Source organism: Duncaniella muricolitica, from assembly GCF_910574735.1.
Taxonomy (GTDB): domain Bacteria; phylum Bacteroidota; class Bacteroidia; order Bacteroidales; family Muribaculaceae; genus Duncaniella; species Duncaniella muricolitica.
Map to the genome: position 1 here is coordinate 1 of NZ_CAJTCF010000036.1, position 15,034 is coordinate 15,034.

Consider the following 15,034-nt stretch of genomic DNA (forward strand, 5'->3'; position numbering starts at 1 on the left):
TCAAATAGTTCGTCCATGCCCTCGGGCAGGCACATCCATATTGCATCTGCGGTTTTCATACCGCAAATTTAACACTTTTCTCAAAATCCATGCACCGCCATTTCGGCTTGACCCATCTTCCCTGGGGCACTCCGCACCCAATTCAAATTGAAGATCCTCGGTATCATATTATTGTGCCTGTTCGAGCTCATGGTCAATATGGTATCCGTGTCACTAATCCCCGTATCTTCTTGGAAACTCTTATCGGCAGCATGGGGGCGTTTACATCTGAACAGATTGAACAATTTTATAAGGGCAGAATCATTTCCGCCCTAAACTCTTTGCTCGCGAGGCAAATTGTTACCAACGGCATATCAATTCTTGACATCAATACATTATTGTTGTCAATGTCTGATTCCATTAATGAGCAACTCAATCAACTGCTTGGGAAATACGGAGTTTCAATTATCGAATTTTCGATAATGTCAATTACTTTCCCTCAGGATGACGAAAGTGTTATTAAGCTAAAAAACGCCAAAGATCTTGCCGCGCGTCTTCGTATTACCGGACGCGATGTATACCAAATGGAACGTAGTTTCAACGTCCTTGAAGCCGCTGCTAACAATGATGGCGCAGGAGGTCAGATGATGGGGTTAGGCGTAGGTCTCGGAGCTGGGATGGGCGTGGGTAATGCAGCCGGTAATATTGCCGGCCAGTATCTAAACACCAATCCTCATGTGCCGCCCATCCCTCAGTCCGCTCCGACATACTATTTGCTGATAGATGGTCAACAAGTCCCCAATCTAACGACCGAGAGTATTTCGGCTTACATCTCAAGTGGTGTTGTCGATGGTTCCACGCTTGCGTGGACGATTGGAATGTCTGCTTGGCTTCCTATCTCTCAGATTCCGACATTAGCATCGTTAATCAATTCTATTACACCACCACCTTTGCCATAATATGAAACAAATATTCCCAATCTTATATGTCATCTTTCTGATGATAAATATCGTAGCCGGATTGATATTATCCTGCTATCCCATGTTCAATATGGGAATAAATACAGTTGTAATCTGCGTTGCAGCCTTGTTTTCCTACTGGGTCAACAAAGGGTCTTTTAAATCTGCATTTACAATATCTCTGGCTTTTATCATCCCGTTATTTACTTTAATAGAATTTATTATGGGACTATTAATGCCTTCTCAGTTAGAAGACAATTGGGGAATCATTGCTATCCTCTGTCTAATGGCATTTAATGGCTGTCTCATTTATGCCATTGCCAAACGTTCTGCAAATCAAGTCAAAAATAAACCCTCACAAGACTGTAAATCCTCATGAAACCACTTACCTGTGAAATGTGCGGAAGCACAAATATCCTTAAACAAGATGGTGTATTCGTATGTCAGTCATGCGGAACCAAATACTCCGTTGAAGAAGCCAAGAAAATGATGGTCGAAGGAGTTGTCAACATTGAAGGGAAAGTCAAGATTGATCAATCGGACAAAGTTCCAAACTTGTTGTCTCTTGCTCAGAATGCCATTGACAGTTTAAATGTTGATGAAGCGGAGTCATATGTTAAACGTATTCTTGAAATTGACTGCGACAATGCCCAGGCATGGTTTATTAAGATGAAAGCCATCGGATTATCCTCAAGTATTGACAACCTTAGAGTCACAGAGATAATATCTGCCGGAAAAAAGGCTATCGAAAAATCCAATGGAGAATTGGAAATAGACGTATACGGCTTCTATATAACAGTTCTCAACGTAAACCTTCAGTCGTTTACCGAGCAATTACAAAACACAGGGGCTTTAAAGCAGATATATGAACTGAATTGTATATCGAATCCATTTAAAGCATCAGAACTTACAGCCGATTCAGATGAAATATTTGCTTTTATAATGAGCCAATATGAATTGTTGCTGAGTTTACGCTATGTGATCCCGGATGATAAAGTCGCACATGAGGAACTTTCTTGCCTTGTAGGATTTGCGGCAAAAAACTGGATTAATTTCACGCAAGCTGTTAACGCTCGTTTTAACGTATTTAAATCGAATCTTAACGAAGAATCCGTTACGGAATTTCGCGCTATACTTAATAGAATCAAGCAGGGTCTTCCAAGCGGAAATCTTGACACGTTTAATGAGGAGCATATATCAAATCCATCTTCCGGACCGTGCTATGTTGCAACAGCGGTATATGGCTCTTACGATTGTCCCGAAGTTTGGACACTACGCAGATTCCGCGATTACACACTCGCCGAAACTTGGTATGGGCGCGCTTTCATACGCACCTACTATGCTGTTAGTCCGACCCTTGTAAAATGGGTTGGCAACACTGCAATCTTTAAGAGAATCTGTCTTGCTCTACTTGACGGACTTGTTCGTAAACTTCAAGTAAATGGCGTTGAATCTACGCCTTATAAAGACCGAATTTTTAAATAACCCCATAAAAATGATAATACCGTAAAACAAATATTTCAGCTATGGCAGACATAAACAGAATCATATATCTGATTGATGAATACCTCGAATCAAACAGATTAAATCATGTGGGGCCCAGTGAAGTCGCCGCCTATTTAGCTAAAAACGGGGCTTTGCCTTCCGACGGAGGAAAAACTTTACGCAGACACCTGCGAGATGGCAAAATTCCTAATGCAGAGCAACCCGGCGGTAAAAAACAATCATGGTATATCCGACATTCAAATTGTAAAAAAACATCGCTTTCCACCCCGGCACATACGTCAGAGACAGAAGTCATCATGACAAAAGTCCTGACATCCAGCGTTGTCACAGAGGGTCTTGCGCCCATCGCCGATTCAGAATCGGAATTTCTGATCTTAGGGACATTGCCGGGCAAAGTATCATTGGAGACACAATGTTACTATGCGAATCAGGGTAATCAATTCTGGAAAATCATGTCAAGTCTGTTTGACGAAAGTATACCACTCGCTTATGAAGACAGGCTACGATTTTTGGAGAAACACCATATCGCATTGTGGGATGTGCTCAAATCAGCAGAAAGAATCAGTAGTCTCGATTCAGACATCAAAAACTTAACTATCAATGATATATTAGGGTTTATTTCAAAGCATCCAAATATTCGTGTCATCGGTCTAAACGGAGACAAAGCTTCAACTTATTTTAGAACATATATAAATATAGATGAACTACCGAAACATATACGTGTCGTTTCTCTCCCAAGTTCCAGTTCAACAAACACCCATTTTACGCTAGACGCTAAAATAGACCGCTGGGAAACGATTCTAAAACAATGAAGCCAACGAAGAACCGTGTATACTGCATTGGATGCAGACATCCAAAGATGCTCTTTGAAACTCAAGCAAAGGCAGATAATTTCATCAAGTTCAATCGAGATGAAATAGCCTCTTTGTCTGGGAAAGTCCCGTCCAGAAGCTACTACTGCTCATTTTGTTGTGCCTGGCATGTAACCAGCGTAGACAATGAGGGGGAAGCCGTGGCTAATGATATCCGTGATAAAAAAACTTGGTATAAGATTAGGGATTTGCGTAGGGATAAACTCCCACAAACATCTGAAGGGCAAAAACTTTCAGAAATGCTTGTTTTCGTCCATAGCCTGATACAAAAATGTCAAAGACAACTGTCTCTGACAAATCTCCCTGAAGCACTTAAACTATTTAAAGAAATAGTGCTCGATTTTTCAGTAATTGAAGATATGGCTTCAAGGCAGGGGGTTATATCGTCACGAATAGATCGAGTCAATGTCAAGATTAAAATGCTCCAAAACACTTTCGATATAATTGATGAATATGATATCGACAGCGACACACGCAAATTATTTTTAAGTAAATCAGACTCATCATATCATGAGTTGGCTACTAGATACCTACGAAACAAAGAAAAAAGGGAGAGCAAAAATTCGTCTAAATTATAAATAATCAGACATCAAATATTGGACAGGCATTTGTCATTGATAATTTTAACTAATTTAATCAGAGGCACCAAATAGTATCAAAGCAATGGCTTTGAATATGAGTATGCAATGGCTTGTAGGCAAAGAAAAATAGATATTGGACAGACTTTATGAGCTAAGAACGAAATTATTTCGTCGAACTATTACACAAAAAAACAAAGTTAATCCACCGAAAGAAACGATCTTCTCTCGGTGGATTTTTGATTAGTGCAGTTTAGGACCTTTGCGTTGTTGCTTGGCTTTTTGCTCGTCCTTAAAGCGGCGTTTGGCTTCCTCAAAGCTCATGCCGGGGTGCAATTCAAGGAAGTGCTTGAAGTCGTCCGGCATTCCTCTGTCGTGAGCGAAACCTTGTTCTTCAGGAATGTTTCCACCGAGAGAAGGCGATGAGAATCGGATTCCGGTGCCCTGCGATGATGATGCGGGAGATTGCTTAGACGCCAACTGTCGCTGGAAGGCTTCGGGGATTTTGTGGTCGTAGGGATATGTACGGCTCATTACGGGTTCTCGTTTGTCGAAATCGTACCAAATCCAATGATTGATTGGCACAACGCCTCCGGGGTCACAGATTCCGATGCTGATGAACTTGCCTTCCTGATAGGCTTGCTGCTTTAGTCGGTCAATCCTTACGCCGCATACGATATCCGGCAATGGCGGGATAACAATAGGCTCCGGCTGCTTTGATTTAGGCTGTGACTGCCGTTGCGGTTTAGGCTGTGGTGCGGTTCCGGGTTGAGTCTTTGCCGCTTGCTGTTTCTCTCGACGAGCCTTGAATTTCAATTCAAGATTCTCGCGGCTGAAAAAGGAATCGAGTTTCTTATACCAGAATTCATGTCTGCCTGTGCAGTAATACAGATTCGTTTTCCCTGATTGGCCAGTCTTTTCCTTGACCCTTATACCCTGTTGCTTAAGAGCAATGAGAAACGAGTTCCAGTCCTGAATCTCCGGACGGATGTACACTCCGGCTATATTGTGGACAAGTGGGTAACGGATTTTATCTTTTCCCCGCAGTTTTGAAACATCTGTATTAAGTTTGCTCTTTCCCTGCGTAAGACGGTGTTTCAGATTGAGAGCCTTGCAGACGCGCTCATTCTTCTTGAAGTTGGTGGTCTGAGTCAGAATCTTGCCGTCATAATCAACCCGGCTGAAAACTATATGACAGTGCGGATGCGCCTTGTCAAAATGTCGTACCACTATGTACGGGGTATTGGTCAGCCCCATCTGCCTCATATATTCCTGCGCCACCTCGGTCATAAGTTCGTCCGTCATCTTCGGAGCATCGTCTGGATGAAAGTCGAGTGATATATGACCGACCGGGTCTTTTATAGGCTTACGTTGTCGTGACGGTCGGGCGATGTCGTCAGCCATAGCCTTGCGGCCTTCATATATCCTTATGTCGCCGGAGGAAGACAGGAGTTTCCAGTCTTTGGAAAGATGGTCGATTATATCCTCTCCTTTGTTGCGCTGCGGTGGGTCTTGATGGCTTTGCCACCGCGCACCAGCTCCGCTGACATGCGCTTCAAGCCCACTCGCGAGCCGCTTCGCGGGTTCATATTTTCTTTCATCGGCTTTCAGACCTTTCGACTGCTCCTTATAGAGCTTCTCTTCGAGCTTGCGGCGGGTGACATAATCGACACATCCGCCAAAGCCTGAGCCGCTTATTATATATGCTATCATAGGAAATTAGGAACTTAATTTTGCGAAAAGTCCGCGGAATTGGCTGAGGCAGTATTGCACATCGCGGGCCATGGCGTCGAGTCCGCGCTGATGGCAGAGACGCAGAAGCTGATTGAAATTGTTGCTCATGCCGGAGAGATTGCGGGCGATTCTCATTTCTGACTCATCGAGTCGTGGAACAATGTGAGGATTGAGCGTCACCGATCGTATATATTCGCTGACATTTTTCATTCCCGTGCGCTTGACATTGGCAAGCAGGAGGGTGTTTTCAGCCTCGTTGTATCGCGTGTGCCGGACGTAGGACTGACGTTCTTCTTCCGGCAAGGCGGGACGGCCGTTGCGGTGTCCTGCCTTGAGATTCGATTTGCGGGTCGGGGATTTCGGTTTCATTGGCGTGGGTGGATTGAGGGTTTGAAAATGGAGGGGCAAAGCGGATTCGTTACACCGGTGTACCGGTCCACCCGGTGTAATGGAGGGTGGCGAGGGGAGCAACATGGTTGCGACGATTTTTGTATCACAAAAATCTAAACTCGCTTAGCCCCTCCATTAGCCCTGCGGATGGATACCGCCGCGCCCTGAATCACGTAGATTTCAGATTATTGCTGTCCGGTAAAAAAAGACAAAAGCATATATTCTCTACAAATATAATAAGTTACACCTGTTTTACGAAAAAGGGCTTGTCATTTGAGGCGATGTGAAATTGGTAGCATTAAGCATCAAAAAGCCCTTAAAAGACATCTATACGAGTCTGTTTCATGCTGTATGAGATAAAAATAGTCCATTTCCTATCATGTCAAAGTTTTACCGGACAGCAATAATTTCAGATTCTTAATTTCTCACGTGAGAGTTTGCAGTTGATAAGTTCGCGGTTATCGTCAAAGAACGCTTTAAGAATGTTGATGACAATGTGAGACGGTGCCAGATTCGGTACACCACTCAACCGGGCGAGAGTATCCAAAGCGTTGCGGAGTTCGAGAGGGAGGAACACCGGTTTCTTCTCGCCGAGACTGACGACGTGGAGATACCTTCGGGACAATTCCTCGAAATCGGCATCGACCTTCCTGGCACTGACGCGGGACTTTTTCAATTGTTCCACGGTGGCGGAGTTTGGCCGCGACTCAGCTTGTGGCGGAACAGAAGCTGTGTCCGTGTCGGAGTTCTGAACGTCGGGAGCATCGGTGATCGGCGATGACGGAGGCAATACATCTTTCACCTCCGGCTCGGAAGCTGCGGACGGTGTAACCGGTGTACCGGTAGACTGAGGTTGCGGTTGCACCGCATCGTCCGGTATCTCGGTCTCCGTTGTCTTGGTTGACTGATGTTCCGGTTGACTGCTTGCCTGTGCATCCGGTTGATTGGCTGGCTCATCAGTATCGAGCTTATTCCCTGTCACCGAGTAGCCCGGTCGCCTTACGTCCGGAATCGTGTCGAGTCGTCTTTTCTTTTCGGCGTTGATTTCCGCAATTATCCTCTTGCAATCTTCGCCATATTTCGGTATGAACTCTTCCAGATTCTCGGGCTCCCATCTGAAACGCCATGCGTTCAACTTCATTTCCGGGAGCGGAGGCTCTCTATCTGTCATGTTCCATGGAATTGAATATTCCATAATGCGAGCTTCCTTTTTCTTTGCAGCTTCTTTTTCCTTTCGGGACTCCTCTTCCAGTTCCTCAAGGTATTTATCCGCATCAAAACCTGATGCTTTGGTGGATTTGGTTGATTTTGCCATATCATTGTGAATTGTGGACACCGAGATAAAAGTCTCGGCGACCGGGTGAGGTGTTGAATTTGATAAACTGATGAATCGGACAGGTATATTTAATCATATCAGTGCGTTATCTGTTCATCATTGTTTCATCGTTATTATATGGGCGGTGAGAAGAAAATTTCGGCGAGGGAAAAGAAAATTGAGGTTTTCTCTCAGTGCCACTATATTTTCTTTTCATTGCCTTTCATCCTTTGATGAAGCGTTGATGAATAACCGATGAGAAGAAAAGGCACTGAAAAACAATAGACTGTCTCTCCTTTCATCAGTTCATCAAATTTCAACGAGAAAAAATTATAAATTTTCCAACATCTGACGGGTGACGGTGTAGTATCGTCCGCAACGGCGGGTCTCAACGTATGTTTCTTCGTTGAGGAACATCCCGACGGTGTAGGTCGTGTAGCAGAACGAGTTGGAGGCAGGTCTGAGCTTCCAGCAGTCCTGCACCACCTTCCGGAGCTGGCTACGGTCAGCCTTGACTTGACGGTAGCCGAATAGACTCAGGATGTCGTTGAAGCAGAAATCCACCTCGTCGATTTTGCGCGAGTCCATTATCTCGGTCAGCAGCTCGGCAAGCTCCAGCTCCACACGGTTGCGGTTGGCGCGGATGATTTTCTGCAATGCCTCGGTGTCGAGCAGCGCGGGATTGAACCACATGCGGCTTTCCTCGGCGGTTATCAGCTGCCGATAGGTCAGGGCATGGAGAAATGCCGGTATCTCGTAGCGGATTTTCTCCAGAAACGTGGTATCGTCCGTGGTAAGCCTCGGAACCTTCCGCACCCAGTAGCGGGTCTCGCCGGGGTCGATGACCACGGGGAGATACTCGTTGTTGGAGCATAGTACGAACTTGGCGAAGAAACTCACCTCCTCGCGGTCGCGTCCTTTGGCCTCCATCTTGTAGTTGTAGGTGGTGCTGAGGTTTTTCAGACGCTCGGAATCCTCTCGCTTGTTGAGCAACACCTCGTCCACTACGATTACCAGCTTGCCGTTCCAATCATCGTTAAACTGGCTGCGGAAGTTCTCGTTGGTGTTGAACGTGACATTAGCCTCAAAGAGCAGTTTGAGGAAATTGAGGAAGGTGGATTTGCCGGTGTTCCGTTCCTCCGACACCAGCAGCAGTATCGGAAGTTTCTGCAACGGTATGGTGTAAAGTATTTGCAGGTAGTCGAGACCGAGGTCGTACTGTTCGCCGAAGATATGGCGCACAAGCGATTCGATGCATGGCCATTCTCCATCGGCGGGAATATGGCTCAACGGCGAATACTTGTTCTTGAAACTGCCGACAACCGGCTTATAGTCCAGATGCGAGGGAACACAGCAGAAGCCGTCGTACTTGGGCACGTTGGCAAGGAAGTCCTTGCCGTAGTCCTGACGGATTGCCTCGATAGTCCACGGTATGCTGCGCTCGATGAGCTGTCCGGCAGCGTTGGGCTGGCGGACAATCTTGTAGTAAGTGGTACCGATGCGCTCGAAGCGGTCGTCGGCGGGAGGTGTAACTATTACGTCTTCCATAAGCTCAGTCATCGTTAGAGGGGTTGATAATGGAGTTGACTTCCCGCAGGCTGTAGCGGGTACTGCCGTTCACCTTGAAAGGGTGGAGTCTGCCGTCCTTGGTCATGTTGTAGACCGTGGTCTCGCAGACGCCGAGCCGCTCGGCAACCTCTTTCTTGGTGATTGACCTGTCCGACTCGGCCTCCATGTAGAGGGGGAGCAGACGCTCGCGGGTGGCTTCGATTGTGTCCACCACAAGCTGATGGAGGTCAGAGAGGCGGACGTTGAGGATAATATCGGGGGAGTCAGGGTCGAGTGCCGACGCCTGAAGAAGGTCAAAAAGATTCAATTTCATCTGGGGGGATTATGAAATTAAAGTTATATCGCCAAGTAACTTGCATCACCCACAGCCCCGGCGACGAAAGAGGCTGCGGTGACGTGTCCCCGAAAGGACATAGGAAGGGCTGTCGGCTATGTTTCGCTAAAGCCGACGGTTGTTGCTGCCGTCCTGTCAGGGTCGGCAAAGGGCGTGGTTCACCCTTTTCCATATCGCGCCGAAAGGCAACGACATGAGGGCATCTGTTCCTTATACGGGGCAGATACAAAGGCGGTTGTGTCTTACTTTGCAATAAGGTAAGGCATACGCATTTCTTCTTCTTTTTAATTGATTGTTTTTGACGTACAGATTCTGTACGGGCACAGTTATGGCTGTCGCAAAATTCAGCTCGTATAGGCTCTATGACAGTTTATGGCTGTGCCGTTCTTTCTTCTTCTGCCGTTGTTCCACGCATTTAATCCGTTGAGCATCGCTTCCTTAGTGCGAGTTGATATCGGGTTAAACCGTTGCGGTTCGTTCCGCATTCAACAGCAGGCTTTTCATAGTGGTTCCGGATTCTGAGTCCGGTCTTCTGATCAGGTACCTCGTTATTATTGTTACAGTGTCAATATCGGGCATGGCATCCGTCGGGGAGCATCGTTCCTGTTCCTGTCTATAAAGCTGAACGTGTCGCTTCGGGCGTGCGCTGCCTTCAATCGTTACATAAAGATAACAAAATTTTCCGAGATTACCAAATCGGCACAATCTCCCGTCGGCGGTTGACATTGTCGGCTATCGGGTGTGTATGATGTAGGTGTGTGCCGATAGCGTCCACAAGTGTCACGCCTGAATATGGGCACCGGTGTCGGTGTAAGATTCGGGTAAGTACCCGCACACCGATTTGTTCGCAAGATATTGCGCATCCGGCTGCGAAATTCAGGCACACACCTCCGAGTGTTGTGCATCGGATCCGACCCTTCGGGGTCGGCTCATAGGGAGTCAGCCCACTCTTGGGCTGCGGGTTGTGTCTGCGGTGTATAAGGGCGCAACCGTCACGGCAGAGCAATCTGACGCTCCGCTATGGTCGCGAGATTTGCCACCGCAACTTTCCTAACAAAGCTTTGTCCAAAAAAGTTCACGATTCAGCGAAAAATATCATCCATAGCCAAAAGTAGTGCATGACCGGGCATTAGCCCCTACTCCTGGTTCCGGACTTTCTTTTCATCCTTACAGCGGCAAAGATAAAGTGTAATTTTCAATCCCGCCAAATATTTTCCGCCGGATATAGCACAAGGTTGTACATGTATCTCAGTATATATAACCGATATAGCAATGGTCGCCTCACAATTCTCTGGCAAAGATAATACCACCTTATCAGACTTTCCAAATTATTCCGGGCATGGTTCCCGTTATTGCGTTCTGGCTCCCTTCTTTTCCTTTCTGAGTACCCTTTGTCTCCTAAAATATGCTTATAATCCTTTTGCCCTTTAGTTCGCCCTTTGACGGTTAATGTTTAGTTCTAATTATCAACATGATAAGAGGATGATTTCAAGTTGAAATGGCTTATAAGGCGTAAAAGTTCGCCCTTTAGTTCGCCCTTTAAGCGTTCTCTCCAAGATAATACACTACATACCCTCTTCCTCCTTCTGCTCTCAATTTTCCCTGCTGTTTCAACTCCTCAATAAAATTACGAAGTTGCTTTTCCGACAAATGGGTTCCAATAAGGGTATTTATATCAGCCCGCTTTGCCTTGCCATATTTGACCATAAAAGGATGAAGTACAGCCCATACCTGATTGATGTCCCAATCGGTCTTTAACGAATAGGCTGCCAAATCACCACTCAGTTCATAATATTTGCGGGGTAGAATGTAGTATTGTGCGTTGGTCTTGCCATGCTTCTCTATGAATCCAAGTTTTTCAAGCTTTAAGGCTATCTCCTTGTCAGATGGTCGTTTTGCTCCATCCCGTATTTCACATAGAGCAAGCACCTCAAACACCGTAAGTTTCTTGTCATCCGGCAGTCCATCCTGAATATCCTGCACATAAAGGGCGAATCCGGTATTCTTCACAGTGGCTGATAATGTCGCTGTAACATTGAACTCGTCAGTCTTTGAGTAATCCGGAGCAGGCTTCCCTTCTGAAAGCGTGTATAGAAATATCTTGTCAACTCCTTGGCCGGAGCGTTCTACGATACCGGTCTTGGACAGAACATCAGCGATGAGCCTGTTTCGTGGCATACTCGGAGTAGTCAGAAGATTATCGACTGACACGCCATGAGGAAAACCGCCACCATTGATGATTGTGAATTTTAGAGGATATTGCTTGATTACAATCTCACTGCCAAATCTATAATCTCTATGAGAAAAAGCGTTATTAACAATCTCTCGTATAACGTCCTCGTTGAAGAAAGGAATGTCGAATATGTACGGACCTTTTCTTACCGGCACGGAACCGTTACGTCGATTTATTTCCTCCCAAAGCTCGTCAATCAGAAGGAAGAACGGCTGACCGAAAGATTTTCTGTTGTCAAAGTGTATCTGGCTTTCTGTATTGCGATATTCAAGCATTACTTTTGCCTGAGGATAGAAACGCTCAATCACTTCTTCCTTGCCGACCAGCAGTAGCGCGGCATTCGTAACCTTATCTCCAATTATCAGCCTAAGGTCGCTTAATGCCTGTGCATCGGACAATGATGTAAATGTTGGATTCTTCTGCTTTTCAGCGTATCTTTCCTTCATCACTTTGATTGCCTCTTTGTCCAGGTCATCAATGGTGATACCTTCGCAGATGTGCTCCGAGAAATCAGGCTCCTGCTCCTGAATGATGGAGATGAAAGTCTTGTCATCCATTGGCTTCAATTCCTCTCCCACACGCATAAGTGCTACGTCCTCGAATTTGAATACCTTGCCAATCGGATGCGGAGGAACCTCGATTACAAGCACTCGCCCGGATTTTGCTTCCTCGTCCTCATACAATTCGTAGATGTCGGGGCGTATGCCCATATCCCGATATATGTCACTCTCAAGTTGCCCGATACCGTTAAGACACTGTTTTGTGCCGATAACCTTATGAGGATAGGCATCGTGCATACCTATGACGATACGACCGCCACCCTCGTTACAGAGAGCAGCGACATATCCGAGGATACACCGGCGACGCTCCTGTGGTTTGTCTTTACCCGCACCGTTATAGGATACGTTTCCGTGTTCCCCTTTTTTGAACTCAACGTGGTCTTCCGACTCACGCATATGTTGAAGTTGTTCTATTGTATATCTGGGCATTTTCAGGATTTTGTAGAGAATTCTACCTTTAATTTGTTGAAATCAAATACATATACTGTCATTTCAGGTGCAACTGATGAATAAAAATCCATAATTTCGTGCTGACGGTTTTCGGTAAATTCATCTAATACAAATGCAACAATAAATTTAGTTGCAATACCTTGATCTTTGAACATCTGTTTATATCGTAACATTTGCTCTAACACACTCCTCAACCTTTCACGAGAGATGGCATTTCTTACATATTTGCATTCAAAAATATAAAAAATCTCATCCTTTTGTGCAAAAGCATCAAATATATATCGATGGCGGTTTAAAACATACTGAACTTCCCTTTGAAATTGAATGCCATAGATACTCTCTATTTTTTTTACGGCTAATTTCTCTACATTTTCTACTATTGGCATCAATGCATGGACTTTTTCTGTAACATTTTTTGTTTCTCTGAGGACATTGTTCCCATGGGAAATTATTTCTACTGCCTCCTTCCTAAGTTTTTCAGTGCTCTCTTTACCGGTTAATTTTACAAAATTTGCTTCATCTGAAAAATCTTGTGGGCTATAAAGCTTTTCGTGGTGACATATAACCAAAAATAAAAACGCGATCAAAATAACTAAGGGGAAACCTATAATGAAATATATGAATGGCAATCTTTCAGAATCTCCTTGCAGCTGACCTAATCCTATTGAAAAGACAATGCCCGCAATTAGATAACAGAGGGTAATAAACATCCCCAATATTCCAAGAGGATTATGGAGATAGTGCTTGAGCGTATCTTTAGTATATAGATTGTTCATTTATTGCGCAATTATTTTTTTGCAAAGATACAAAATTATGCTGAATTATCCGCTTTTAGTGAGAGGATTAAAGGCTCACCACCCCAGAAAGCGGCTATTTTGCCACTTGAGAGGAGTTGAGCCAAGGGTTTACCACATATCATTCTCTTTCTTGGACATGGCGGCAATTTCGTCGGCTATCTCCTCGGAGGATAGCTTGATGTAGTCCATGAAGGTCTTTTGGGTCTTATGACCGCTGACGTGCATCATCTGGAAGATGGTGTACCTGTGGCTGAGGTACATATTCGTGATGCCGGTGCGTCGGGCGGTGTGGCTTGTCACACACTCATAGCGCGGCACAATCACGTTGCCGTTGAGGTCGGTCTCCGGTTCCTTCTTCTCTTTTCTCAACGCCTCCTTCTGCTTCATGGTGAGCTTGGTCGGCACTTTCTCTTTCAGTGACGGCAACTGCTCCGACAGGTCTTTGAGAATATCCTTGATGTAGCGGTTCAGCACCTGCTCGTTGGCTTTCGGAATATTGTAGCCGTACTTCTCGCAGATGGTGATAAGGTTCTCGTTGAGAATGGGGATTGTTACCTCGGTCTTGGTCTTCTGCTGCACAAGACGGATGATGCGCGTCCCCTTGCGGGTGGTCTCAAAATTGTCAACATTGAGGTTGTTGTAATCGCTTACACGCTGACAGGTGTAGCAGCCAATGAGAAAAACATCGCGGATGTGTTCTTTCTTCCCGGTCAGAGGCATTTCATAGAGAGCCTGCAACTCCTCCTCGGTGAGATAAATCTCGACAGCCTTGTCGCGGTCTTCAATCTTCTTCTTGACAATGAGCGCGGCAGCTCTCTGATTATCATGTACGCCGTCAACGAATGCGGCATTGATAAGAGCCTTCAGGTTTGTCAGATGCTTGTTGACCACCTTCGCCATGTAGCCGTGCTTCTGTAAGTAGTTGATGTAGCGTGACACAAACGCACGGTCGATGTCTGCCCATCCGAACTTGTGCAATGTGTCGAAGCCTTCATAGACACCAATAAAACTTTTCCATGCCTTGCATGTGCCGGGTGCATAGTCGTCACTGCCAATCTTGCGCGCCCCGCTCTTGATGTCATCGACAAACTGAACGAGGAACGGCCAGATAAGGCGGTTCTTCTCATCCTCGATACGTTTCTTTTCCTCGGCTTTCTTGCGGGCTTTTTCTTTCGCCGCCTCACGTTTGGCGATAGCCTTACGCTCGGCCTCGGCGGCTTCCTCCATCGCCCGACGTTCAGCGTCCACTTTCTCCGGCTCTGAGATATAGCGCACATCCATGTCGAGAGCCTCGCGGTCAAAGTTCACCTTTGCGAGATGGGCCTTGACTATGCCCTCAATCTGCGTGAGCTTGGCATGAAGCTGATAATTCTTCTTCTGATGCGCCAGCCATGCGCGGGGTGATGTCGTAGCCTTCTGCCAGTCGGCAACCTCAACCTGAAGCATGGTCGAAATCAGCACATCAACCTTGCGGGTATGGATACGGATAAAGAGAGTCGCGGTATCCTTCTTCAAATCCTTGGTTCGGACATGAAACGGGGTCAATTTTTTCGGAGAGGGTGTTTTTGTCATATCTTCGATGTTATAAATTTCTGAGTGGTGGCGTTCACAGTTATTCACAATCAGCCACTTTGGTTCTGCAAATATAACAACCCAAACCGCATTTTGTCAAGTCGGGTCACCACGCAGGTCACCACGTTTTTTGAATAAATCTGAAAATTCCCAAAATTCATCAAAGTTCATATTGCACTATTATTC

Annotated in this window: 13 protein-coding genes; 5 read left to right on the forward strand and 8 right to left on the reverse strand. The window is 45.7% G+C overall.

The annotated features are described in order from the left end of the window. Nucleotides 1-89: 89 nt before the first annotated feature. The 5 genes from QGT73_RS09200 to QGT73_RS09220 are packed head-to-tail and all read left to right on the forward strand — an operon-like array spanning nt 90 to nt 3,894. Nucleotides 90-938, forward strand: coding sequence for an SPFH domain-containing protein (locus tag QGT73_RS09200; protein WP_280122286.1), 849 nt, complete (start codon nt 90-92; stop codon nt 936-938). Between the two features lies 1 nt (nt 939). After that, nucleotides 940-1,317, forward strand: coding sequence for a hypothetical protein (locus tag QGT73_RS09205; RefSeq protein WP_123400107.1), 378 nt, complete (start codon nt 940-942; stop codon nt 1,315-1,317). After that, nucleotides 1,314-2,423, forward strand: a complete 1,110-nt coding sequence (locus QGT73_RS09210) for a CFI-box-CTERM domain-containing protein (protein ID WP_123400109.1) — start codon at nt 1,314-1,316, stop codon at nt 2,421-2,423. Before QGT73_RS09205 ends, QGT73_RS09210 begins: the two co-directional genes overlap by 4 nt. Nucleotides 2,424-2,464: 41 nt before the next feature. Continuing rightward, nucleotides 2,465-3,256, forward strand: coding sequence for a DNA-deoxyinosine glycosylase (locus QGT73_RS09215; protein WP_123400111.1), 792 nt, complete (start codon nt 2,465-2,467; stop codon nt 3,254-3,256). Then, nucleotides 3,253-3,894, forward strand: a complete 642-nt coding sequence (locus tag QGT73_RS09220; protein WP_123611179.1) for a hypothetical protein — start codon at nt 3,253-3,255, stop codon at nt 3,892-3,894. The genes QGT73_RS09215 and QGT73_RS09220 overlap by 4 nt, the downstream gene beginning before the upstream one ends. Nucleotides 3,895-4,137: 243 nt before the next feature. Here the strand turns inward: QGT73_RS09220 and QGT73_RS09225 are convergent, their stop codons facing one another. The 8 genes from QGT73_RS09225 to QGT73_RS09260 form a co-directional block, all read right to left on the reverse strand. Continuing rightward, on the reverse strand, nt 4,138-5,607 hold the full coding sequence (locus QGT73_RS09225) for a relaxase/mobilization nuclease domain-containing protein (protein ID WP_123400115.1): 1,470 nt from the start codon (nt 5,605-5,607) through the stop codon (nt 4,138-4,140). Nucleotides 5,608-5,613: 6 nt separating this feature from the next. Further along, the gene (locus tag QGT73_RS09230; protein ID WP_123400117.1) at nt 5,614-5,997 is read right to left on the reverse strand and encodes a plasmid mobilization protein; all 384 of its coding nucleotides are present in this window, start codon (nt 5,995-5,997) and stop codon (nt 5,614-5,616) included. Between the two features lie 430 nt (nt 5,998-6,427). Further along, the gene (locus QGT73_RS09235; protein ID WP_280122287.1) at nt 6,428-7,213 is read right to left on the reverse strand and encodes a hypothetical protein; all 786 of its coding nucleotides are present in this window, start codon (nt 7,211-7,213) and stop codon (nt 6,428-6,430) included. A 450-nt stretch (nt 7,214-7,663) separates the two neighbouring features. Continuing rightward, nucleotides 7,664-8,881 (reverse strand): primase-helicase family protein, encoded by a 1,218-nt coding sequence (locus QGT73_RS09240; protein ID WP_280122288.1) that lies wholly within the window; start codon nt 8,879-8,881, stop codon nt 7,664-7,666. 4 nt (nt 8,882-8,885) lie between these two features. Continuing rightward, nucleotides 8,886-9,215 (reverse strand): helix-turn-helix transcriptional regulator, encoded by a 330-nt coding sequence (locus tag QGT73_RS09245; RefSeq protein WP_123400122.1) that lies wholly within the window; start codon nt 9,213-9,215, stop codon nt 8,886-8,888. 1,560 nt (nt 9,216-10,775) lie between these two features. Continuing rightward, the gene (locus QGT73_RS09250; protein WP_280122289.1) at nt 10,776-12,425 is read right to left on the reverse strand and encodes an ATP-binding protein; all 1,650 of its coding nucleotides are present in this window, start codon (nt 12,423-12,425) and stop codon (nt 10,776-10,778) included. Between the two features lie 35 nt (nt 12,426-12,460). After that, complete coding sequence (locus QGT73_RS09255) at nt 12,461-13,255, reverse strand: hypothetical protein (protein WP_123400126.1); 795 nt, start codon at nt 13,253-13,255, stop codon at nt 12,461-12,463. Between the two features lie 129 nt (nt 13,256-13,384). Next, nucleotides 13,385-14,848, reverse strand: coding sequence for a tyrosine-type recombinase/integrase (locus QGT73_RS09260; RefSeq protein WP_123400128.1), 1,464 nt, complete (start codon nt 14,846-14,848; stop codon nt 13,385-13,387). Nucleotides 14,849-15,034 lie beyond the last annotated feature (186 nt).

Coding starts and splice junctions, on each gene's coding strand:
- QGT73_RS09200 (WP_280122286.1), top strand. CDS start 90: ATGCACCGCCATTTCGGCTTGACCCATCTTCCCTGGGGCACTCCGCAC.
- QGT73_RS09205 (WP_123400107.1), top strand. CDS start 940: ATGAAACAAATATTCCCAATCTTATATGTCATCTTTCTGATGATAAAT.
- QGT73_RS09210 (WP_123400109.1), top strand. CDS start 1,314: ATGAAACCACTTACCTGTGAAATGTGCGGAAGCACAAATATCCTTAAA.
- QGT73_RS09215 (WP_123400111.1), top strand. CDS start 2,465: ATGGCAGACATAAACAGAATCATATATCTGATTGATGAATACCTCGAA.
- QGT73_RS09220 (WP_123611179.1), top strand. CDS start 3,253: ATGAAGCCAACGAAGAACCGTGTATACTGCATTGGATGCAGACATCCA.
- QGT73_RS09225 (WP_123400115.1), bottom strand. CDS start 5,607: ATGATAGCATATATAATAAGCGGCTCAGGCTTTGGCGGATGTGTCGAT.
- QGT73_RS09230 (WP_123400117.1), bottom strand. CDS start 5,997: ATGAAACCGAAATCCCCGACCCGCAAATCGAATCTCAAGGCAGGACAC.
- QGT73_RS09235 (WP_280122287.1), bottom strand. CDS start 7,213: ATGGAATATTCAATTCCATGGAACATGACAGATAGAGAGCCTCCGCTC.
- QGT73_RS09240 (WP_280122288.1), bottom strand. CDS start 8,881: ATGGAAGACGTAATAGTTACACCTCCCGCCGACGACCGCTTCGAGCGC.
- QGT73_RS09245 (WP_123400122.1), bottom strand. CDS start 9,215: ATGAAATTGAATCTTTTTGACCTTCTTCAGGCGTCGGCACTCGACCCT.
- QGT73_RS09250 (WP_280122289.1), bottom strand. CDS start 12,425: ATGCGTGAGTCGGAAGACCACGTTGAGTTCAAAAAAGGGGAACACGGA.
- QGT73_RS09255 (WP_123400126.1), bottom strand. CDS start 13,255: ATGAACAATCTATATACTAAAGATACGCTCAAGCACTATCTCCATAAT.
- QGT73_RS09260 (WP_123400128.1), bottom strand. CDS start 14,848: ATGACAAAAACACCCTCTCCGAAAAAATTGACCCCGTTTCATGTCCGA.